At 40.6% G+C, this 22244-nt stretch carries 25 protein-coding genes; 19 read left to right on the top strand and 6 right to left on the bottom strand.

What is annotated here, in order from left to right:
* Nucleotides 1-291 precede the first annotated feature (291 nt).
* From MHI23_RS04015 to MHI23_RS04045, 7 genes are all read left to right on the top strand, one after another.
* Nucleotides 292-4059: a pectate lyase-like adhesive domain-containing protein gene (locus MHI23_RS04015; protein WP_342492306.1), complete on the top strand. Its 3768-nt coding sequence runs from the start codon at nucleotides 292-294 to the stop codon at nucleotides 4057-4059.
* Entirely contained in the window at nucleotides 4052-4480 is a 429-nt protein-coding gene (locus MHI23_RS04020; protein ID WP_342492307.1) for a hypothetical protein, read from the top strand. Before MHI23_RS04015 ends, MHI23_RS04020 begins: the two co-directional genes overlap by 8 nt.
* Nucleotides 4461-5222 (top strand): WxL domain-containing protein, encoded by a 762-nt coding sequence (locus tag MHI23_RS04025; RefSeq protein WP_342492308.1) that lies wholly within the window; start codon nucleotides 4461-4463, stop codon nucleotides 5220-5222. The genes MHI23_RS04020 and MHI23_RS04025 overlap by 20 nt, the downstream gene beginning before the upstream one ends.
* Before the next feature lie 3 nt (nucleotides 5223-5225).
* Entirely contained in the window at nucleotides 5226-5978 is a 753-nt protein-coding gene (locus tag MHI23_RS04030; RefSeq protein ID WP_342492309.1) for a WxL domain-containing protein, read from the top strand.
* 47 nt (nucleotides 5979-6025) lie between these two features.
* Complete coding sequence (locus tag MHI23_RS04035; RefSeq protein WP_342492310.1) at nucleotides 6026-7084, top strand: DUF916 and DUF3324 domain-containing protein; 1059 nt, start codon at nucleotides 6026-6028, stop codon at nucleotides 7082-7084.
* Nucleotides 7085-7213: 129 nt separating this feature from the next.
* Nucleotides 7214-7882 (top strand): class A sortase, encoded by a 669-nt coding sequence (locus MHI23_RS04040; RefSeq protein WP_342492311.1) that lies wholly within the window; start codon nucleotides 7214-7216, stop codon nucleotides 7880-7882.
* 7 nt (nucleotides 7883-7889) lie between these two features.
* On the top strand, nucleotides 7890-8177 hold the full coding sequence (locus MHI23_RS04045; RefSeq protein ID WP_342492312.1) for a hypothetical protein: 288 nt from the start codon (nucleotides 7890-7892) through the stop codon (nucleotides 8175-8177).
* A gap of 54 nt (nucleotides 8178-8231) precedes the next feature.
* On the opposite strand, the gene MHI23_RS04050 is transcribed toward MHI23_RS04045, so the two are convergent.
* From MHI23_RS04050 to MHI23_RS04060, 3 genes are all read right to left on the bottom strand, one after another.
* Nucleotides 8232-8546, bottom strand: a complete 315-nt coding sequence (locus MHI23_RS04050; RefSeq protein WP_342492313.1) for a multidrug efflux SMR transporter — start codon at nucleotides 8544-8546, stop codon at nucleotides 8232-8234.
* On the bottom strand, nucleotides 8547-8891 hold the full coding sequence (locus tag MHI23_RS04055; protein WP_076839080.1) for an SMR family transporter: 345 nt from the start codon (nucleotides 8889-8891) through the stop codon (nucleotides 8547-8549). It lies immediately after the preceding gene.
* A gap of 80 nt (nucleotides 8892-8971) precedes the next feature.
* On the bottom strand, nucleotides 8972-9550 hold the full coding sequence (locus MHI23_RS04060; RefSeq protein WP_025093485.1) for a TetR family transcriptional regulator: 579 nt from the start codon (nucleotides 9548-9550) through the stop codon (nucleotides 8972-8974).
* Nucleotides 9551-9726: 176 nt separating this feature from the next.
* Between MHI23_RS04060 and MHI23_RS04065 the strand changes: the two genes are divergently transcribed.
* The 4 genes from MHI23_RS04065 to MHI23_RS04080 all read left to right on the top strand — a co-directional run bounded on the left by MHI23_RS04065 (nucleotide 9727) and on the right by MHI23_RS04080 (nucleotide 12712).
* Complete coding sequence (locus tag MHI23_RS04065; protein WP_342492314.1) at nucleotides 9727-10275, top strand: VanZ family protein; 549 nt, start codon at nucleotides 9727-9729, stop codon at nucleotides 10273-10275.
* Entirely contained in the window at nucleotides 10272-10736 is a 465-nt protein-coding gene (locus MHI23_RS04070) for a DUF6884 domain-containing protein (RefSeq protein ID WP_056767760.1), read from the top strand. The genes MHI23_RS04065 and MHI23_RS04070 overlap by 4 nt, the downstream gene beginning before the upstream one ends.
* A 152-nt stretch (nucleotides 10737-10888) precedes the next feature.
* Nucleotides 10889-11518, top strand: coding sequence for a rhamnogalacturonan acetylesterase (locus tag MHI23_RS04075; protein WP_056767763.1), 630 nt, complete (start codon nucleotides 10889-10891; stop codon nucleotides 11516-11518).
* Between the two features lie 153 nt (nucleotides 11519-11671).
* Nucleotides 11672-12712 (top strand): NAD(P)/FAD-dependent oxidoreductase, encoded by a 1041-nt coding sequence (locus tag MHI23_RS04080; protein ID WP_212052912.1) that lies wholly within the window; start codon nucleotides 11672-11674, stop codon nucleotides 12710-12712.
* 61 nt (nucleotides 12713-12773) lie between these two features.
* Here MHI23_RS04080 and MHI23_RS04085 read toward each other — a convergent pair whose 3' ends face one another.
* The gene (locus MHI23_RS04085; RefSeq protein WP_024425817.1) at nucleotides 12774-13100 is read right to left on the bottom strand and encodes a YnfA family protein; all 327 of its coding nucleotides are present in this window, start codon (nucleotides 13098-13100) and stop codon (nucleotides 12774-12776) included.
* Between the two features lie 92 nt (nucleotides 13101-13192).
* On the opposite strand from MHI23_RS04085, the gene MHI23_RS04090 reads away from it, so the two are divergent.
* The 5 genes from MHI23_RS04090 (at nucleotide 13193) to MHI23_RS04110 (ending at nucleotide 16122) form a co-directional block, all read left to right on the top strand.
* Nucleotides 13193-13579 carry an anti-sigma factor gene (locus MHI23_RS04090; RefSeq protein ID WP_342492315.1) on the top strand — a complete coding sequence of 129 codons (387 nt, stop codon included), beginning with the start codon at nucleotides 13193-13195 and terminating at the stop codon, nucleotides 13577-13579.
* A 99-nt stretch (nucleotides 13580-13678) separates the two neighbouring features.
* Nucleotides 13679-14182, top strand: coding sequence for a hypothetical protein (locus MHI23_RS04095; protein ID WP_342492316.1), 504 nt, complete (start codon nucleotides 13679-13681; stop codon nucleotides 14180-14182).
* Between the two features lie 90 nt (nucleotides 14183-14272).
* A complete protein-coding gene (locus tag MHI23_RS04100) occupies nucleotides 14273-15298 on the top strand; it encodes a zinc-binding alcohol dehydrogenase family protein (protein ID WP_286098994.1) in 1026 nt (341 codons plus the stop codon).
* Nucleotides 15295-15822, top strand: a complete 528-nt coding sequence (locus MHI23_RS04105) for a YfiT family bacillithiol transferase (protein ID WP_286098995.1) — start codon at nucleotides 15295-15297, stop codon at nucleotides 15820-15822. Before MHI23_RS04100 ends, MHI23_RS04105 begins: the two co-directional genes overlap by 4 nt.
* Before the next feature lie 12 nt (nucleotides 15823-15834).
* Nucleotides 15835-16122 (top strand): hypothetical protein, encoded by a 288-nt coding sequence (locus tag MHI23_RS04110; protein WP_342492317.1) that lies wholly within the window; start codon nucleotides 15835-15837, stop codon nucleotides 16120-16122.
* A gap of 15 nt (nucleotides 16123-16137) precedes the next feature.
* Here the strand turns inward: MHI23_RS04110 and MHI23_RS04115 are convergent, their stop codons facing one another.
* Entirely contained in the window at nucleotides 16138-16617 is a 480-nt protein-coding gene (locus tag MHI23_RS04115) for a MarR family transcriptional regulator (RefSeq protein WP_024425228.1), read from the bottom strand.
* A 168-nt stretch (nucleotides 16618-16785) separates the two neighbouring features.
* Between MHI23_RS04115 and mprF the strand changes: the two genes are divergently transcribed.
* The 3 genes from mprF to MHI23_RS04130 all read left to right on the top strand — a co-directional run bounded on the left by mprF (nucleotide 16786) and on the right by MHI23_RS04130 (nucleotide 20799).
* Entirely contained in the window at nucleotides 16786-19356 is a 2571-nt protein-coding gene (gene mprF, locus MHI23_RS04120) for a bifunctional lysylphosphatidylglycerol flippase/synthetase MprF (protein WP_025093478.1), read from the top strand.
* 92 nt (nucleotides 19357-19448) lie between these two features.
* A complete protein-coding gene (locus MHI23_RS04125; RefSeq protein WP_056767792.1) occupies nucleotides 19449-19997 on the top strand; it encodes a thioredoxin family protein in 549 nt (182 codons plus the stop codon).
* Between the two features lie 334 nt (nucleotides 19998-20331).
* A complete protein-coding gene (locus tag MHI23_RS04130; protein WP_024425226.1) occupies nucleotides 20332-20799 on the top strand; it encodes a DUF393 domain-containing protein in 468 nt (155 codons plus the stop codon).
* A 36-nt stretch (nucleotides 20800-20835) separates the two neighbouring features.
* On the opposite strand, the gene MHI23_RS04135 is transcribed toward MHI23_RS04130, so the two are convergent.
* Nucleotides 20836-22092 carry a transcriptional regulator gene (locus MHI23_RS04135; protein WP_024425225.1) on the bottom strand — a complete coding sequence of 419 codons (1257 nt, stop codon included), beginning with the start codon at nucleotides 22090-22092 and terminating at the stop codon, nucleotides 20836-20838.
* Between the last annotated feature and the right edge of the window lie 152 nt (nucleotides 22093-22244).

The following is a 22244-nucleotide window of genomic DNA, read 5'->3' on the forward strand; positions in this document are numbered from 1 at the left end:
AAAATACAAAGAGTACAGCAATTTTTAAAACGAAAACAACAATTATTTACAAAAATGACGAGCGAAATCGCTCTTTTTTGTCTGTTGTGTAGACAATGAAGAAGAAATGCTGATTTATTATATAAAATTGTATAGAATTTTGCATGCAATTTTGAAAAATAAAAAATAGTGAACAAACAAAATTAAACTATGATAAATGAAAGGTGCTAGGTAATAAACTTTTCTAAGATTAAGCGTAAAAAGACTTAGATTGGAAGGCGGCACTTTTGAGAATACAAAGGAGAGGATGGAGTGAATAAAAGTAAGGCTATCAGCATTTTAATGATCATCATCATGATATTCACCCAGAAGTTAATACCCACAGCAGCTGCTGTTGAAGAAGATTCCACAAAAGGGGGCCTTACATGGGGGAGTGATTCAGTTCAGCTCAATGAAGGGGATTCATTTGATACAACATTGGACATCCTTAATCCAATTTATCAAAAGATTCAAATGAAAATACCTGATGGTTTATCCATTTCACTTCAACAAATGAAAGAGGATATAAGGAATGAAGATGTCCAATTTACTTGGGACGATTCTTCATCTATAGTGACAATTTCCCCCTTAAAAGGTGAGGGAGAAGAGAAAGTCATAGGTAAAGTCTTCATGGCTTTTAAATTGGATAAAGCATCAAACTACAGCTTAACGGCTGAAGCAGAAATAGATCATTCAATTTATCAATCACCTCCTTTGGTGATTAACGCCGAGAAGAAAAAAGAAGAGACAGCTGATCTCAACATAAATGAGGAAAAAAAGCTGGCACCACTTAAACAAAAAATGAAGCAAGGCACAATGCTTAAGGCGGCCTCAGTGCAATCAGAGGATGCAGGAACGATCGTTTCAAGCTGGAGTGAATTTATACAAGCTCTTGATGATCCAGCTGTACATGTGATATCGCTTAGCCAAAGTATTTCCAAAGGTTTTGGTATCAGCTTAGGCACTTACAGAAGGGACATTACAATTAACGGCAATGGTCATACGATTGATTTTGGGTCACTAAGTGCTTTGACATTAGGACAAGTATCAGATGCTACATTCTCAATGAAAAATGTAAAGGTCAAAAAAACTGGTGGTATCCCTATTTTGACATCATCGATTATTGGCAATGGTGCCGGCTGGAAGGTTGTTTTTCAAAACGTTGAAAGTGTAGATGGATCGACTTCAGGACTGGCCGATCTGCCGCAGGGGACAATTCAATTTGATGGCGGGCAAAACACCTATAACACAACACATACAGCGTTTATTGCAAAGCATTTCATTATAAAGAATGGAGCCATTTTGAATGCAAGTGGTTCAAATGTGTTGTATTACACCGGTATAGATGGTTCTACTGTCCAAATCAGTGAAGGATCTCAAGTTTCCTTTTATAGCGAAGATGATGTGGCTATGCAGATGAACGCCAAAACAGATTTAAATGTAACGGGTCAAAACACCTTGCTAAAAGTAGAAGGGAATTCAAACCGAATCGGAGATGACGGGGCACTTATTTCATTGGTTGGTGATGGTGCAGTCATAAATATCACAGACCATGCTGAAATCAATGTACACAGTAAACGGACATCCGCGATGTTAATGAATAGTAGTGGCGGCGTTTTTAATGTCAGTGGTAACTCTAAGTTAAACTTACGTTCTGATGCCAATGCCAATTCTTTAGGAGCCACATTAAGATTTCGTTTAGCAGGTAATATGACATTTAATGTAACTGATAACGCCGAAATCAATATCAATAAAACAGGTGGTGATGCGCCGGCCGTTCGAATGTACGGCGATCATAACAAATTTATTGTGAGAAGCGGTGGAAAGGTCAGTATTAAAAATGCAGGTAATGGCTCACCTGCAAATGGAGGAAGCGATGCAGCAAATCAAGGCATCCTGTTCACTGCTGGAAATGATGCCATCTTTGACCTTCAAGATGAAGACTCTATCATGAATATCCAAGCGGAAAATGGTCCTGCTATTGATATGGAAAATTACAGAGGCAGCATTGAAGCCGGCCGTGGAACGACTTTTATCGCAGAAGGCAGAACAAGCGGTATTAATAATGGCATATTTAATGCTGGACTGGCGACAATCAAGGTAGATGAACCAAAATTTTATGATTTTAGAAATAATCGAAGTGGCGGCGGTTCTATTTTTCAGCTTAATAGCAGCTCAAGCTTTACATCAACAAATTCAGATCTTGCTGTATGGCCAAAAGGCAGTAATTTAGATGGGGACCCATCAAGGCATTGGTCAAACTTTAATTATCAATTAGGCGGTGCGAATTTCTCAACAATTGTCTCTACAAATATACCAAATGAATTTAATACGTCTTCTAGTTCTTATGGTATAAATGGGGCGACTGTATATTCTCGAATGAGTGGGAATAATGCTAGGGCGATCGTTGATGAGCTAAGGGTGCCAACAAATGCAGATCATTCCATCTATGGTCATGTCACTGTACCAGTTGAAAATTCATCTAGCCGTGATGCTTGGACAAATGAAGTATATGTCAAAGTGGAAGTGACGAAAGCTGATGGTACAAAGCAGCAGCTGATTGGTAAAACCTATGGAAGTGAAAATCGTCTGAGTGTTTATGGAGATGCAGAGCGGGCAGGCTTATTTAAAATTGATCTTCCTGATCAGCAACTATTAAATGCAGGAGATCAGGTTGAAGTGATCAGTGCATGGCGTGGAAAGGAAGATCCCTCCTCACCACAAGCACGACTGAGTCAATCAGATGATCTGAAGGTATCAAAAACAACCGTCGTTGATGTGACGCCGCCAAATCCGGCTGTCATCACGAATGCCACCGATATAACGAATACAACAAAACAAATTTCTGGAACGAATGGTGAACCTGGGGCTGCCGTAACGATCAAGGTAAACGGTTCTTCCATCAAAGGCAGCGCTAAGGTAAACGACCAAGGAGAATGGCAGTTCGATTTACCGGCCTATTTACAGAAGAATGATGTTGTCCAAGTATTTTTAACAGATGAAGCGGGACAAGCAGCAAATATCAAAAACCCGCCGTCTACGAACAGCAGTCAGGGCAATATCAATCCGGCAGAAGACTTGAAATATCATGATACAACATTTAAAAAAGCAGCCAGCTTTCAGGTGAAGGATGTTCTGCCAGATGAAAACACTGTCACCAAGTCTGTATCTGTCAATAATGAGAATCAAGTGACAAGGGTTGGTTCTATCCTTACTTATTCATTAAATGTGAAGAACAACAAAGCAGCAGCTGTTCAAACAAAATGGGAAAAAGTGATATTAGAAGATGTGTTGAATAATGGAATTGATTTCATTCCATCTTCCGTCCAGATAAATGGAGAAGCGATTGATTCCTCTCAGTTTTCATATGATGAAGGAACGAAAAAGCTTCAAATCAAGCTTGGCAATCTATCATCACAAGAAGAAATAAATGTGGTGTTTCAAGCAAAGGTGAACGATAGCGCAGTAGAGAAGACGATTAAAAATAAAGCTTCTGCTACAGGAGAAATACCGCAAGAAGCTGAATTTACACCCGGACCAATTGATCCAGAGAAAGAATTGAAAGCAATAACAGTCCAATCAAATGAAGTGGAGAATCCAGGGGGTGAGATATTGGGGATATTAGATTTCGTATCGGCTCCTAAAATGCTCTCTTTTGGGGAACAATTAAAAATTTCGCCAAAGAATGAAAGATATCCTCTTGTTCATCAAGTTGATGATTTAGTTGTACAGGATACAAGAAAAGTGAAATCAGAGTGGCAAGTATCAGCACGTATGATGAAAACGTTACAAAGCAGTAATGGAGATACGCTGCCAAGTGCACTAGTTTATCGACAAGCTGGACAAGATCAAGTATTAGGAGCGAGTGATGTGATCATTTATCGGCACAAGAGTGTGGATTATAATCCATTGAATATCTCGTCTGAATGGGAAGGAGTCAAGGAAGGACTTTTACTTGACATTAAAGCTGGTGAAGCACGAAGTACGAACTATAGTGGGATTATTGAATGGACATTACAGGATGTTCCGGGAAATGGATAATAGATGGTTATTGTCTAAAGGTAGGTTCGTCATTGTGATATTTATCGTGTGCTTCGCATTTGTTTTAAGTTCTCAGGCCATTTATGCAGCAGGTCAAAATTATAAATCAAATGGACAAGTGGATTTTTACGGGACATATGAACTGGAAAATGGAGAAAATCAATCTAAAGATCAACATAACCAATCGGATCAGGAGGGAGAGAAAGCACCTCAGAGCAATCGATCCAATCAAAATAATCAGGCCAATGGAGCCAATCAAGATCATCAAGCCAATCCAGTATTACCAAGAGCGGGAGACAAAACAGAGTCTATTTATCTCGTCGTTGGATGGGTATTCATCTTTATCTCGATCCTATTTTTAATCATTTTCAAAGTATCAAAACAAAAAAGGAGAAATGAACATGAAATATTTGAAAGCTAGTTCAATCACAGCAACACTTTTATTATTTACAACTGGTACAACAACAGCTCTTGCCGCAGACGGTGGTGAATACAAATCAAACGGTGTTGTAGAGTTTGTGGCAAACCCAGAGCCTACATCCCCAATCGATCCAACGAATCCAGATCCAAACAATCCAGTAAATCCGGTCGATTCGACGAATCCTAATGGCCCTAATCCAGGGACGGCAGGACCACTAAGTATAGATTTTGCATCTAGCTTAGACTTTGGAAAAAATAAAATCACAAATAAAGATGAAACTTATTTTGCAAATGCTCAAGAGTTAGAAGATGGCAGAAGTGTCCCAAACTATGTTCAAATTTCAGATCAGCGTGGAAGTAACGCAGGCTGGACTTTAACAGTTAAGCAGGAAGGGCAGCTCTCAAATGATGCGACACAGAACAAGGAGCTCACTGGTGCTGAAATTAAGCTGGTATCGGGGCAAGCAGTAAGTAACGCAGAAGCTATGGCAGAACCGACTACTTCAGATATTACTCTTGACCCAAGTGGAGCAGTATCTAACGTCATGACTGCGAAAGCTGGAGCAGGTGCAGGAACATGGGTTGATCGTTTTGGAACCGTTGAGACAGTAGATGTGAACGGAGAAAGTTTACAAAAAAATAAAGCTGTCACACTGACTGTTCCTGGGAAAACACCAAAGGATGCAGTGAAATATAAAACGGAACTTACTTGGACATTATCTGATGTTCCAGGAAATGAATAAAAGATGAAAAAAAATAGATTTGTTGTCATCACAGTGGCTATATTCAGTGGAATCCTACTGAATAGCCACCCAGTTTTTGCGGAAGTTCAAACATATGATTCTAATGCGGTGGTCAATTTCGTACCAAATCAAGATGTCACGCCGCCTGTGAATCCAAGCAATCCAGATCCAGAGAATCCAGTGACACCAATTGATCCGGTCAATCCCAATGGACCAAACCCAGGGACTGCTGGGCCTCTGAGTATCGATTATGCATCTTCTCTTCATTTTGGTCAAAATAAAATTTCAACTAAAAATGAAGTGTATTATGCAAAAGCCCAAGCGTTTACTGGAGGATCAGAGGGACCGAACTATGTTCAAATCACGGATAACCGAGGAACAGAAACGGGATGGTCCCTTCAAGTAAAACAAAATGGACAATTTGTTTCAACATCGGGCCACGAGCTATCAGGCGCAAAAATAACATTTAAACAAGCTCAAATCAATACAATATCCACTTCACCAAAGCCATCCCAATTGAAAGATACATTCAGCCTTACGCCAGATGGTACTGGTGCAGCTGAGCAAGTGGTGAGTGCTGGAAATGGTGAGGGGGCCGGCACGTATGTGTATGCTTTTGGAACAGACCAGACAAAAAGTGAAAGCATTTCGCTAGAGGTTCCAGGTTCCACAACAAAGCTGGCCGAAGTTTATAAAACATCATTCACATGGACATTGACTGATGTCCCGGCCAACGAAAACACAGGGCAATTCTAAGTTGTTCTGTGTATTTTTTATCAATAAAAGGAAAGAAGTGCACTGAGATGAAACCAATATGGAAAATCGTATTCATGATGGTGGCGATGTTCAGCATCATAAATGTCTCACAGACGAAACAAGTAAATGCGTCAGAACTTAATTTTTCTGTTACAACCGTCATCCCGCACAATCAAATAGATCAATCAAAGTCTTATTTTGATTTAAAAGTCAAACCTTCACAAAAACAAACACTTCAAATTTTATTGAGAAATGACACCAATCGACAAATTGTGATAGAACCGCAGGTACATACAGCCACTACAAATGTAAATGGTGTAGTAGAATATGGGAAAACAGAAGGAAAAAAAGATCCGACATTGAAATATAAAATGGAAGATATAGTGAAAATAAATAAAGATGTGACCATTCCAGCAAAAGGGAAAAAAACACTAGCGTTACATTTAACTGCACCTGAGAAACGTTTTGATGGATGGTTAGCTGGAGGGGTTACACTTCAAGAAAAAGAAAAAGAGCCAAAGGAAAACAAAAAAGAAGCTGGCCTGTCAATTGAAAATAAATATTCATATGTCGTTGCCATTTTACTAAGTGGGAACAGCACAAAGATTGTACCAAAGTTACAGTTAAACAAGATTGAGCCAAGCCAGCTTAATGCACGCAATGTCATTCAAGCAGAGATTCAAAATGTGAAGCCGATGTATATGAACAAAATGAGTGTGAAGGCAAAAATTATGGAAAAAGGGAGTCGTGAGGTACTTTATCAAGCAGATAAGAAAGAAATGCAAATGGCACCGAATTCACACTTTCGCTTTCCAGTTCCATTAAATGGACAGAAATTAAAGGCAGGGACATATACACTCAATATGACGGCGCAGTCGTTGAATAAGACATGGCATTGGACGAAGGACTTTACAATAGATGCGAATATTGCAAAAGAATTAAATCAAAAAGATGTCACGATCGATACAGATTACACCTGGATGTATGTTCTTCTTGGAATCGGCCTGCTCATGATAGCACTTGGGATTCTGCTATTATTTATTCGAAAAAAGAGAAAACGTAATAAACATTCTGAAGAAGAGAATCAGACGACCTTTCATGCGTAGCGGATTATGAGAGTCAAGAAGTGGAAAGATCATTTCATTATTTTTACTATGATTGTCCTTGTAATAGCAGGTATCACTTTGATCAATGCACCAAAAATAAAAAATCTTTTGATCAGCAAGAATGTGTTGATGTTTCATATCAATCATTATTCTGCTAAGCAGTTGAAAGTAAACGAGCAGAAAAAAGCTTCCTTTCATTTTGAAGCAGTCGAAACTCCAACATTGTTAGATGTCATGAAGTATGGCAATCAAGTGAAGAAGAGTGCTGTCATCGGTCAAATAGAAATTGAGCGCCTCCAAGTCACATTGCCAATCCTTAAAGGAGTCAATTCATCTAACCTGCTCGCAGGTGCAGCGACAATGAGAGAAGATCAGCAAATGGGGAAAGGAAATTATCCTTTAGTTGGCCATCATATGAGAGATGAAGACCTCTTGTTTGGTCCTCTTTTAAAACTAAAAAAACAGGACAAGATCAAAATAACAAATAAGGAACAAGTATTTATTTATGAAGTCACAGACATCAACACCATAGATGAATCTCAAATTGATGTGATACAAGAGACGGCAGATGCTCGGTTAACCTTAATAACCTGTGACCTTCCAACTGCAACTACACATCGTTTAATGGTTACAGCGAACCTAGTGAAGCAATCCAAGGTGATGAATGAAGAATTTAAACAAGAAGAAACCAAGTTACAAATGAAAGAAACGCTAGCAGACAATCAAATACTTTTACTAGTCTTTGTACTGATTTTTGTCTTTTTAATCCTTAGCTATTTCCTGTATAAAAGGAGCTGAATGAGGTTTGTGTTCAAAGGATATTGATATTTTTCAACATTTTATCAACGAATATTATCCTGCTCTTCGTCATGATGAGTGGTTGGTAGATAAAGAGGTACTAAGAATATCATCAAAGCTACATCCTTTTATTAAAGATAAATTGCCAAAAGACATTGAATCATTTGTTTGTGTGTTGTTCATCCAAAAAAATAGTAACAAACAAAATCCCATTGTGATTTATTTGCTTCTAGATCATCAAGAGTGTGTTCCTTACGCGATTGAAATGTTACAAGAAGAAGTTGTGTATCATTGATTTGAAGTAAGCAAAAGGCTGTGGACGAATCCACAGCCTCTTTGATTTCACACATCAAGCAAACAACTTCAGCCCAACCACACCAATTACAATCAGCAGCAAGCTCAGTATACGAATCATGTTTTTCGACTCTTTAAATAGAATCATATTAAACAAGACAGAGCCTGCCGTTCCAAGTCCAATCCAGACCGTATAGGCAACAGATACTTGAACCGTAGAAAACGAGGCGTATAAAAACAAAAAGGATAAGGCAAACCCGCCGACAAATAAAATGCCAGTCGTGATTTGCTTCTTCTTACTAAACATATTGAGGCCTATGGTTCCACCGATTTCGCAGGCAGAGGCCAACAGTACAAAAAACCAGCCCATTTATACCGCTTCTCCTTTCTGCTCATGTACATCTCCATCAGACACTTTCAGTCCAATAATCCCGAGGATTAAAATGCCCATAAATAAGAGCTTTTCTAATGAAAAAGAACCGCCAAACAGCGTATAATCCATCAAAGATGTCCCAATCGTTCCAACTCCGGCAAACACGGCGTACACAGTCCCTGTCGGCAGCTTTTCGCAGGCCTTCATTAAAAAATAAAAATCAACTGGGATCAGACAGATAATGACCGCCCATTCCCACACAGCATCAGCTCTATTTAAACCAAACACCCAAAGTAATTCGAATAAACAAGTGAGTGCAACATACATCCAGCTTTTTTTCATCGTATTTCCTCCTAAAACTTAAAAATGACGATTCGTCATTTTGAAATCAAAAAAGAGCGTACAGCAATTGCTGTACTAAGTTAAGGTGTCTCTATGCCAAGTGCGTAAAGAAGAAATTGCTTCACCTCTCGCTTTTGAATCAGAACCTCTTCTGTATCTGTTTCCGTAAATAAGTACATTTGCTCAGCAGAAGATTCAAGTAAACCGATAATGAATTTGGCTGCATATTGACAGTTCAAATTCGCACGGACCCTTTTGTCCTGCTTTGCTTTTTCTAAAAAAGCAGCGACCCATTTGTAAATTGGCTCATAAATATCTTCCCATTCCTTTAAATGCTCGGTGGCGGCTAAGCCTGAGTAGGTCAGGGCAAGGACATCACGGTATTGCCTTGTAAAAGCGAAAATGAATTCAACAAGCGCATCTGCTTGATCGAGGACATCTGCATGCTGAGTGAATTCCTTTTCGATTGCAGGCACCATCTGTGCGATGAGATGTTCTGCGATTGCAGGCATGACGGAAAGCTTTGAAGGAAAATATAAATAAAACGTTCCTTGCGCTACTCCTGCTGCTTTCACAATATCCGAAATGGTCGTCTTTTCGATTCCTTTTTCTTTAAACGCATCAATCGCAGCAAGCATAATCTTTTCTCGTTTCGACATATCATCACCGGCCTTAACTGACTGAATGTCATTCATTTTAGCGGGGAAATGACGATTTGTCAATATGGTCTTCTCTTCATTGAATGTGAGAATAAGTGATGAATAGATGCGGGCAAGCCTGAATAAGCTGTAAATATGGTCAAGCATCATCATCTGAGAAAGGGGCAGCTCTCTGTATGACATCCAGTGCTATGTTTTCCATTGCTTATTTTCTCCTGCTCGTCCCGCTCTATTTACATATGAGATACAGACAGGCAAAAAAGCACAATCGTTTTATCTATTTGCGAACAGAATTGCTCCTTGCCAGTCTGTTTATTTATACGAATGTTTTACTATATTTGACGGTCTTTCCAAATCGTTTTTCCGCCCCAAGAGATCAGGTGAGTGTCAACCTCATGCCTTTGCAGTCCATTTATCAAAATCTTCACGCCTACCATCACGGCTATCCAAATCTTGTCTTTTTAAACTTAGCAGGCAACATATTGTTATTTGTACCACTCGGTTTTTTTCTATATCAAGCCTTTCGAACCATGCGCTGGCAAAAGGCGGTTCTTGGGGGCTTTCTCCTGTCAACCATAATCGAATTGCTCCAATGGATGTTCTCGCAATCTGGTATCATTACAAGAAGCAGCGATATTGATGATATTCTTTTAAATACGCTTGGCACAGCGCTAGGCTGTATCATGTATCAGATCTATCGAAAAAGGAAGGAGAAATTTGAGTGAAGCGAGTTTGTATCATTCCATGTGGCGCGAAGAAAATTTGGGATGTCGATCCAGAAGCAGGGAGCCAGCCAGCGAACCATGTCTATTTAAGTCCCCTGCATCAGCGTACGAAAAGCTATGCTCAAACGTTCTTTTCAGACTGGATGATCTTATCAGCGAAGCACGGCTTCTTAAAGGCAGATGATATCATTCACGAAAATTATGATGTGGCTTTTGGTACACCGAATGCTGACCAGATCACACGAGAAGAACTGAGCCAGCAATTTCATCAAAAAAATCTTTTCGCATATGATGAACTGGTGGTACTAGGTGGAAAGAAATATCGAAAAGTGATCGATCCTTTATTACAGCCTCATCAAAAAGCAAATTATCCGCTGGCTCCATATAAAGGAATTGGCTATATGCTTCAGGCGTTACATCAAGCAGTGGAATCAAAAATAGAACTTCCGCCGCATATTTAACACATTCACATCTACCGGTAAGCAGGGTTTTGATCATTAAAAAGAGAATAATTGAAATAGCGATGCTGATTGTTTCATATCTTTTCAGCAGCCACTAGCATGTCCGTATCGCTCGGGTGAAGTGGCTCAATGAAAAAGGGAGGCGTATGAACATGACAACCATCTATTTAGCTGGTGATTCGACCGTTTCATCTTATCCAGATCGTCCTGTTCAAGGAGGATGGGGAGAGTTTTTACACCGCTATACAGCGCACGGCACGAGCGTCGAGAACCGTGCCATTGGTGGAAGAAGCTCAAAAACATTCATTGAAGAAGGACGCCTTGATGACATATTGGCTGACATTCAGCCAGGAGACTGGCTTTTCACACAAATGGGGCACAATGATGCTTCCAAGGAAAAGCCTGAGCGGCATACAGATCCTTTCACGACGTATAAAAGCTACCTGTCTCAATATATTCATGGAGCAAGAGCAAAAGGGGCAACACCACTTTTATTAACGCCAGTCGGACGTTTTCATGAAAAAGACGGAGAATTTATCAATGATTTTCCTGATTATTGTGCCGCTATGAAAGAACTAGCTGATGAAGAAGAAGTCCTTCTCGTTGATTTAAATACGGCAAGCCTTCAGTTTTATCAAATTTCCGGTATAGAGAAAACGACCTCTTACTTTATGCTGTCAACAGGAATTGAGGATCGCACACACTTTACAAAAGAAGGCGCAGATGCGATTGCAAGACTTGTTTCTCTTGAATTAAAAGACCTTGGTTTAACCATTGTGTGATGGATAACAGGACGAGTGAGCGCTCGTCCTGTTCTTTTTTTGCAGAAAGCTATTGATTCCCTTCACTAGAGTAGACTACAATAGGTACATATGATAATGAGAATCAATATCACTGGAAAATAGATCATTCGATGGAAAACTGGAGGGACTCAAATGACAGATCAGCTTGAATTGTTTGACGTCACCATTATTGGCGGCGGCCCAGCAGGCATGTACACCGCCTTTTATAGTGGGATGCGGGACTTAAAGACGAAGGTACTTGAGTACAACGAAAGCCTTGGCGGGAAAATCCTTCTGTATCCTGAAAAGGTCATTTGGGATGTCGGCGGTTTGCCGCCAACAAGAGGAGAACAGCTGATACAGCAGCTGGAAACACAGGCGAAAACATTTGAACCAGAGATTGCACTGAATCAAAAAATCACGTCATTTGAGAGAGATGAACATAATCACATCTTACTGACGGCTGAAAATGGTGATCGTCATTTGACAAAGACCCTCATATTAGCGATGGGTCACGGCATTCCAGTTCAGCGGAAACTTGAAATCGAGCATGCAGACCGCTATGAAGTGACAAACCTTTATTACACTGTCCAGGAGCTCAAGACATTTGCAGGGAAGCGGGTTGTGATTTCTGGAGGCGGCGACTCAGCGGTTGACTGGGCCAATGCCCTTGCACCGATTGCTGAAAGTGTCACCGTCGTGCATCGTCGAGACATGTTTGGCGGACATGAGAAAAACGTCGCCAACATGAAGGCAACTTGCAAACGAATTTTAACCCCGCATGAACTAACAGAGCTGCATGGTCAAGGCGACAAAATTGCTGCGGTCACCATTCAAAACATAGAGACAGGTGAAAAAGAACGAATCGAAACAGATGCTGTGATTGTCAATCACGGGATGAAAGGCGATTTAAGCGTGCTATCAGAATGGGGCCTCAAGCAAGGTGAATGGGGACTGATCGAGGTGAATGAAAAAATGGAAACCAATTTACCGGGCGTCTATGCGGTAGGCGACTTGTGTACACATAAAAGCAAGGTCCGCTTAATTGCCGGCACGTTTGTTGATGGAGTCAATGCACTGAATAGCGCAAAGCTGTACATCGAACCAGAAGCTGAAAAAGTGGCGTACGTTTCCTCTCATAACGAACGCTTTAAAGAGAAAAACAAAGAATTACAAACAGCTGGAGCTCGTTGAAGCATTTAAATAACATAGCAAAGTGCTGCCCGTATGTGGCAGCACTTTTTATATGGGGCCATTAACTGCGAGGCGCAAATAACATCACACTGACTCCAGCCAAACAGATCAAAGCCCCCATCCAGTCATAGAGATCAGGTGTTTTTCGATCGACCCACCAGCCCCAAAACACAGCAAGAATGACAAAAACACCGCCATAGGCAGCATAAACACGTCCGAAAGTCGGGAACTGCTGGAAGGTTGGAATGACGCCATATGCAACCAAGATGAGGCTGCCGGCGATTCCGAAGCTGACAGGTTTTGCTTCACGCAACCAAAGCCACACCAAATAGCCGCCGCCAATTTCTGCTAAGCCTGCTAATAAAAAAAGAACAATCGTCACCATCATATACGGACACTCCAATTTCTCCAATTTACACCCTATTATGACATGAGGAAAGAATGCGTTCTACCTCAACTGAATTGAGAGGGAGAGAGAGTTTGCTAAAATCAGCTGATCAGAGAGTGGTCACAACATGGATTCTTGACTTTTGTACGATGGGTGATCCAAACGGTCTGTATGTCATAAAGTGTTTACATTCTCATGAGGAGCACACTTCCTTTTCAGAAAAAGAACTTGTAGTGAGTGCAGACGGCTTAAAGGGTCCGCTTGATTCATCTGCTGTTTATCAAGTGTGGCTTATTAAAGGAGATCAGCCGGTTCCAGCAGGTGCCTTTAAAACAGATAACAAAGGGGAAGGAACCGTCACTTATGCTTTATCTGAAAAAGAAGCAGGCGAATCATGGGATACCGTGGCTGTTACACTTGAACCGAAAAAGGATAACAAGCTCCCGCAAGGCCCTGTCGTACTAAGCGCTGCTTTTTAAGTTTGATTCATGAAAAGGGTGCCTTCTTGGGTATCCTTTTTTGATAGCGAAGGGGAACATTTTGGCAATTGAAACGTAGTACATATGGAGGTGAAACACATGAAAACATCCATAGAAAAAGACCTATTTGTCTTATCAGTCAGACACGCATTGATTGCCATTTATTTTCTTGTGATCCCATTTGCAGTCCCAATTTTTTATCACCCATCTCCTTTATCGATAGCGCTTATTGCACTATTTATAACTCATAACTTAGCAGAAAGTATCATTTGGTTCTACAAATCGAGAAAGATTAGAAAGCACCAGTCTGGTGATTTATCAAAACGCGGGCAGCTCCTTAGCCAGTTCGTGCAAAGAGTTGAACAGCTCATCCTCCTCGGTTTTGTGATTCTGTTGATCAATGAATGGATACAAGGAAGGGCGGATCTATCTACACTCTCATTCACTCTTTTTCTATTGGTCATCTTTTTTCTACAGCACGTCCAGTTTTACTACGTTCAGCTATTTTTTAAATCCAACAGCTGGTTCACTTATGTTCCTTCTTTGCAAAAAGCACGTCCTTCATACATGGCGAGGGAGCGAAAGGCTCTGAAAAGGTCATAAATGTGCCATCACTCGTTTGATCCAGCCATCAACATCAGAAAATTATGATAAAATGTGGAAAGAAAGAATAGAGAAGGGGAGTGCGAGCGAGTGAAAGCAGTTGGACTATTGGAGTATTTGCCGATTGAGCATGAGCAAAGCCTGATGGATCAGGAGGTTGAAAAGCCTAAAGCGTCTGGCAGAGATGTACTGGTGAAGATAGAGGCTGTGTCCGTGAATCCAGTTGATACAAAGGTGAGATCACCGAAGGATCAGAAGGAAGAAAAACTGAAAATTCTAGGCTATGATGCAAGCGGTACGGTTGTTGAAGTGGGTGAATCGTGTACATTGTTTCAGCCAGGTGATCACGTATACTACGCGGGAGATATTACACGTCAAGGCTCGAATAGTGAATATCAGCTTGTGGATGAACGTATTGTGGCGAAAAAGCCTGCTAATCTATCCTTTGCAGAAGCCGCCGCGATGCCCCTTACAACAATTACGGCTTATGAGGCTTTATTTGAACGAATGCATATGAAGAGGAATGCTGAAGGCTCAACCTTGCTGATCATTGGTGGTGCAGGCGGTGTTGGGTCTATCGCCATTCAACTAGCCAAATTAGCGAAGGCAACTGTGATCGCTACCGCATCAAGACCAGAAACAAAAGAGTGGTGTCTGTCATTAGGTGCCGATCATATCATTGATCATCATCAGCCGCTTTTAGCGCAGCTCGAGGAAAAAGGAATAGGCGAAGTGGATTTTATTTTATGCTTAAATGATACAGATGGACATTTCAAAGGCATGGCAGAAGCTATCAAACCGCAAGGCACGATCTGTACAATTGTCGAAAACGAGCACAACCTAGACATTCAATTACTCAAAAATAAAAGTGCGGCATTTGTATGGGAATTCATGTTCACACGCCCTATGTATGAAACAGCAGACATGATCAAACAGCATGAGCTTTTGACAGAGGCGGGTGAGTTATTTGAGCAGGGAAAAATAACGCATACCTTAACAAAGGTTCTCAGTCCGATCAATGCTGCTAACTTGAAGCAGGCACATCAAACACTTGAGCAAGGAAAGATGATTGGAAAATTTGTGCTTGAAGGATTTGAGAGAGGAGAGAGCGTATGACGTCATTACAATATCCGATTGGCTTATATGAACCGGTAGAAACAAAAACGAAAGCACAACTTGAAGCATGGATGGATCAGCTGGCTGCAATCCCCGAAGAGTATGAAGCGGTGACCGCACCGCTGACAGATGCTCAGCTTGATACACCTTATCGGCCGGGAGGATGGACTGTTCGTCAGCTCATTCACCACGTAGCAGACAGTCATCTAAATGCATACTTACGATTCAAGCTTGCTCTCACAGAAGATACACCGGACATACGTCCATATGATCAGGAGGGATTTGCCTCACTTCCTGACAGCAAGGCGCCCATCAGTTTATCCCTGCCTTTGATCAGCAGTCTGCATCGCAGGTGGGTCACTTTACTGCGGGGAATGTCAGAGGATGACTTCAACGCTTTTTATTATCACCCTGCCGATCAACAAACGGTGTCCTTATATGATGCAGCAGGAATGTACGTCTGGCATTCAAAGCATCACCTTGCCCATATCACGGAATTAATCAAAAGAAATCATTGGAATTAAAGGAGTAAATGCATGTCTGGAAGAAGAATTGTCGGCGCCATGTTTATTTGTATGGCGGCATTGTTTTATATAGCGAAATATGTTCTTTTTGAGATTCATTTTTTTAGAACGAGCTTTGATGATGAGGTAAGTAAATTTCAGCTTCTTGAAGAAGTGCCCCCTGGCGGTACGTGGATTAGCATCTTTTTTCTCATCATTGGCTTAGCCTATCTTTTATGGGATGACAGGGAAGTGATTCGTAAAAATCTTCTCAACCCATATCGGCAAGTAGAAGAAACAAAAAAGACGGACTCCAAGTGACCGTCTTTTTTCCTTTTAGCCGCGTTCAGGACGCAGTGCTTTTTCTAAGATAGCAAGGCCTTCATTGACTTTTTCTTTTTCCTCGTCATTGAGCCGCTGCAGGGAATTTTTGATTTTTTCGTGTCCTTTTTGATAAATACTTCTGAATATATTTTTTGCTTCCTCTGTCAGTTCTACGACAATGATTCTCCGGTCACGCTCAGAGTGCTTTCGCACGACAAAGTTAGACTGTTCTAACCGGTCAAGCAGACCTGTCATATTGGACAAAGAAGCGCCCATTTTTTCAGCGATTTCGGATACTTTGAGAGAGCCATGGTTATTGAGCAGCATGAGCACCTTCATTTGAGGCATACTCATATCAAGCTTCATCCATTCAGAAACATCTCCAAGACCTGCAGCTGTGAGCACTTTCATATAAAGAACCCATGTCTTTTTTTCTTCTGGAGATAAAATCTCTTCTTTTAATACGGTGGTGTCATGAATATTATATTCCACGCTTGTTCACTTCCTTTAAGCGGCTCTTTTTCTTTATATTACTGATTTTTACTTCTAATTGAAAGGTTCGTCAAGCTTTTGAATGTTAAACTGCATGAATCAAGTGGTATTTGTTGTATAATAATGTTCAGTTGAAATAATGAAGCAACCTAGAAAGTTGGGAAAAACATGTGGAACAAAAAAACGGGTATGACGATCTTAAAAATGCTTTTTCCGATCGTCATTATCCTTGTCTTGATTTTTGTCGCGAAGCAGGAGCTGAGCGGACTTTCCATTAAAAAGACGTTTTATATTATTGACAGCTTGAACCGAATGGACTTGTTTATTCTTGTCTTTCTTGGACTTGTCGCGGTTTTATCGATGTCCTTATATGATTTTATTTTACGAAAAAGCCTTGATATGCCCATCAGCGGCTGGAAAACGATACGCATTTCCTGGATTGCGAACTCCTTTAACAGTGTTCTTGGATTTGGCGGTCTATCAGGAGCAGGGCTTAGAACGCTTCTCTATAAGGAGTACATAACAGATACGAAAAAATTGCTGAAAGGCATTGCCCTTTTGACTTCCTCTGTCCTTTTGGGCTTATCTATTTTCAGTGATTTGATCTTGGTCAGGGTGCTTCCAGTTGAAAGTATTATCAGCCAGGAGCCGTGGCTTTGGGCATTTGTCATTATCTTTGCCTGTATTGTACCGATTTATATCGTCATGGCCTCCATTCGAAAAAGCTCGATCGAGAGCGGTGAAAATGGACTGAAGCATCCAATTTACGCTTATATCGGGGCATCGTTTTTAGAATGGCTGGCAGCTGGACTTGTCATGTACATGGCTGTCGTCTCTATGGGGATGAATGTCGATGTCCGAATAGTCTTAGGTGTATTTGCGATTGCGTCAATCGGCGGTTTAATCAGTATGGTTCCGGGCGGATTTGGTTCGTTTGACCTTATCTTTTTACTGAGCATGCAATACATTGGTTTTGATAAAGAGATGGTGCTGACGGCGCTCGTCTTGTACCGCTTCGTGTACTCGATTTTCCCGTTTATCTTAGGGCTTTGTCTAGCTGCTTACGATTTAACGGGAACGACGCTTAGACGTCTTGAAGGCAATCCGAAAATGGCACCTGCCATTGAAACGACGAACGTTTTAATTGTTTTGCACCGTGCTTTATTAATCCGTTTATTGTACGGATCTTTATCGATTTTAACCTTTGGAAGCGGCTTGCTTATCATGGCATCTGTTGTGCTTCCAGTCGATCGATTAGGTGTGATTACCAGCATTCCACGCTTTCTGTTATCAGGATTTAATGGTCTTTCTTTAATGTTCGGAATCATTCTGATGATTTTGTCCATTGAAGTGTATAAAAGAACGAAAAGATCATACGTGCTGACAATGATCTCTTTAGCAGGCGGTTTTGTGTTTACTTTGTTAAAGGGGTTTAACCTCAGTTTGATTTTTATTTTGCCAGTCATCATGGCTGTGTTTTTCTCTCTTCGAAATCAATTTGTAAAGCAGCAGGCACCTTATTCCTTGTATCAGTTTGTGGCGGCTGCCGCTGGTTATTTATTCGTGCTCTTTAACTATAATGTTATTGGCAACTTTATTTGGACAAAAATTGGGCATTTCTTGAGTAAGGATTACTTGGTGCATAATGAACGGCATATCACGATGACAAGCATGATCGCTCTCATCGGTGTCCCGCTTTTCTTCTTCATTAGTAAACTGATCTTTAATAAGAAAGCATTTCCGATTGGAGAAAAAGCAGATGAGGAAAAACTAAAAACGTTTTTAGAAGAAAAGGGCGGAAATGCCCTCAGTCATCTTGGCTTTTTAGGCGACAAAAAACTATTTTTCTCAAGTGATGGAGAAGCAATGCTTCAGTTTGGGCGAATTGGCCGCTGCGTCATTGTGCTCGGAGATCCATCTGGACGTGAGGCGTCTTATCCGCTTGTACTTGAAGAGTTTTTACAGGAGACAGAAAAAGCCGGCTACCGCGTCGCTTTTTATCAAGTAGAACGAGAAGGGATGGCTCTTTATCATGACTTAGGCTTTCACTTCTTTAAGCTTGGGGAAGAAGCCATGGTCGATTTAGAAACGTTTACTCTGTCAGGTAAGAAAAAATCAAATTTACGAGCTGTGGCGAATAAATTTGAACGAGAAGGCTACACCTTTGAAATGCTGGAACCTCCCTTTTCAAATGAGTTGATCTCAACCTTAAAGCAGATTTCTGACAGCTGGCTCGGAAAGAAAAAAGAAAAAGGATTTTCGCTCGGTTATTTTCAAGAAGACTATCTTCAAAAAGCACCGATTGCGATTCTAAAGGATGAGCAAGGGCAGATCATTTCCTTTGTATCATTGATGCCGATGTATCAAGAAGGGGAGATTTCCATCGATTTAATGCGTCATATGCATGATGCACCGAATGGGATGATGGATGCGCTGTTTATCCACCTATTTCAATGGGCGAAAGAAAGAGGCTACAAATCGTTTAACATGGGAATGGCACCTTTATCGAATGTGGGGACGTTCCATCAGTCCTTTCTTACGGAGCGTTTGGCGAGTGTTATTTTCAACAATGTCAGATACATGTACAGCTTCAGCGGTTTACGGTCATTTAAACAGAAATATAAGCCTGAATGGCGCGGGAAATATTTAGCGTATAAAAAGAATACGTCACTGCCTGTCACAATGGTACTTGTCACCAAGCTGATCGGGATGGACCCAAATCGAAAGCGCCGTCCATAAACCAAAAGACCTTTACCTTTCACTAGGTGAAGGTTTTTTTAGACAAAAGAATAGCAAAAGTGGTAAAGTTGAAGGGTAAGGGGGATGTTCATATGACATTAAATGAATGGTTTACAAAGGGATTAGCTGAACGTACATATGTACACAACATGGAGAAAAACCGGGAAAATCTGCTCACGGTGTACAACCAGTATGCAATTCATCAAAAAGAAAAAGAGCTGCTCCAAAAGCTGCAAAAGAAAAAGCTCAGAGCACTTGTCATCACAGCGGATTGGTGCGGAGATGCGATGGTCAATGTTCCAATTTTCATGCGTATTGCAAATGAAGCACTCATTGATGCGCGCTATTTCATTCGAGATGAGCATCTAGACCTGATGGATCAGTATTTAACGAACGGGACCGCAAGATCGATTCCGATTATCGTCATCATTGATCAGGAGGGGAATGAAGTGGGCAAATGGGGACCTCGCTCAGCAGAGGCGCAGCGCTTTGTCGACGAGAAAAAACCGGACAAAGATGCACCTGATTATGAAGAAGCTTTTCAAGTATTTGCGAAAGAAGCCGCACATCACTATACGACAGACCGCTACTTATGGAAAGATATTGAGAAAGAAATAGTAGAAGTTTTGGCAAAAATATAAACCAAAAGACTACTTCGCCGCAATGGGAAGTAGTCTTTTTTTATCTTGTTTTTGCGTTTTACCTACAAAACCACCGCATAAAGATGTAGAAAACCGCAGAATTCTATCAAATACCGCAGAAAACCGCAAAGCACCACGATTTTCCCAACCACTTTTAGTTGAAAAACCTCATATTATGCTATGAAATCAATGATTTTGCCCTTATCCAAAGGCTCATATAACGCACAACGGTTGGCTTTTTCCCAATACAAGAGGCCCAGCAACTATAGTAATCTAGTTGTAATCTCCTTTGAACGAACTAAAAAAATGATGGAAAAGGACAGGCGATCAATTTATGAAAAAAATTATTTATCTCGATCAAGAAAAAAAGAAGCTCGCTGAATCGAAAAAAAGAGAACAGCGTTCCATTAAATCACTGAGGCTGCTTGTGTTTTATGACGGACAAAGCCCTGCATGTGCAAAAACGATTGATGTGTTAAGATCACTCGATTGGAAAAATCGGATTCACTTTGAATCCTTTAGACACTCGCAGCTGCTCAGGCTGAATAAAATCAGTGAAGAGAAGGCGGAAAAACGAATTGTGTCTATTTCCCTAGCCAAAAATCAAAAGAATTCAGGGATTTATACTTGGCTGCGTATGGCCTGCCATATCCCTGCTTTATGGGGAACGGTCCCATTCATCGTGCTCAGCATCTGGCTTGGCTTTGGACAGCATGCGTACGATTTCTTTGCAAAAAGACGGTATATTCATTCTGTCAAACGGGTGAACCATCATGACACAGATCAACAAGAGACCATTTAATAAATAGAAAAAGCATGACCTTCGATCGGCAGAAGGTCATGCTTTTTTGTAATAGGGAAGATATACTGTTAAATGATCGAGCAATTTCTTTGTATAGGACTTATAGGCCTGCTCATCAAGCTCAGCACCTGCATAGGTAAGTAAGGTCCTAAGAGCAAACAAATATTCACTGTGCAGCTCATTGTGTTCAAAGTAAGGAAGGGCTGCTTCGACCAAATAGGTTTTCAAATCAAGTGGGTTTTCCTCAATCATCAATTTATAGATTTTGATCATATATAAACAGTTTGGCTGAATACGAGGCTGTTTTAACAGCTCGTGTATGTAGGGAAGTGCTTTTTTGCGGTCATATTCAGCGTATAGTGTCGCAATTTCATATAGCGTTTCACAGTAACGGTCTTCTATCTGTTCTTGATTAAAGTAATTGAGTGAATCTAGTAAATAAGGCACAGCTGAAGAGAAATCACCTTCACGTTTTAAGAGCACCCCGTAATAAAAATAAGCGGACATTTTAATATAGGCATCAGGATGAAGGGACGTGTGCAAAATCACTTCCTTTATATATTTCTTCGCAGTTTGATAGGCTTTTAGTTCAAGTGAGATCACGCCGTGAATGAGTGTACAGTGAATAATCCGCTTGAAATTGTTCTTTTGTCTATATAAATCCATTGCTTGATGTGTCGCTTCAAGCGCATCACCCAGCTGTCCCATGTTTCCAAGTGCTTTTGCATAGTGATAATACAAATCACTTTGTTCGACTGAAGCGTAGGAAAAGCAGCTTTCAAGCTTTTTGAGCCCATCTTCAAGCTGACCAATTTTAATTTGATGAATGCCGTCAAGATATTCAAAAATTTCTTTTTCCGTTTCAATAAAGGTTTTTTCGAATTTTTTGAGCACGCGGTGTGTTTTTAAGGCAAGCGGCTGTTTATCCGTTAATAAATAAAATTGAAATAAGGACAAATGATACTGAATACCTAAATCGAGCGAAAAGAACTGCTCCTCGTGCTGAATGATCATTTCTGCATTTTGTTCAGCCTGATCGAGAGCATAGAAATACATATTCATTTGAAACTCATCCAAAAGTGACAGCAGATGACGCGCCTTTTGTGACAGCTTTTCTTGGCTGATGCCAAGCCGTTCAAGCAGCAAATTGATCGTATCTTGATTGGCCTCCTTTGAGCCATTTTCAATTTTACTTAAATGAGAGACAGAACAAATTCCTTCTGCCAATTCAGATTGGGTCATATTTTGTTTATAACGGTAGAGTTTAATGATTTGTCCAATATTGATTTTCATTCCATCCAGAAGCCTCCCTTCCAATCATGGTTGAAAGCCTTTTGACAAAAAAACCAGATCAGACAAAATGGGAATACTTGAAAATCATTTCATCATCTTGGCTTTTTTCTCAAAATTTGTTTAAAACGTAATATGATTGTAACATTACTTGA

This window comes from Bacillus sp. FSL M7-0003, assembly GCF_038628485.1.
Classification (GTDB): domain Bacteria; phylum Bacillota; class Bacilli; order Bacillales; family Bacillaceae; genus Bacillus; species Bacillus safensis.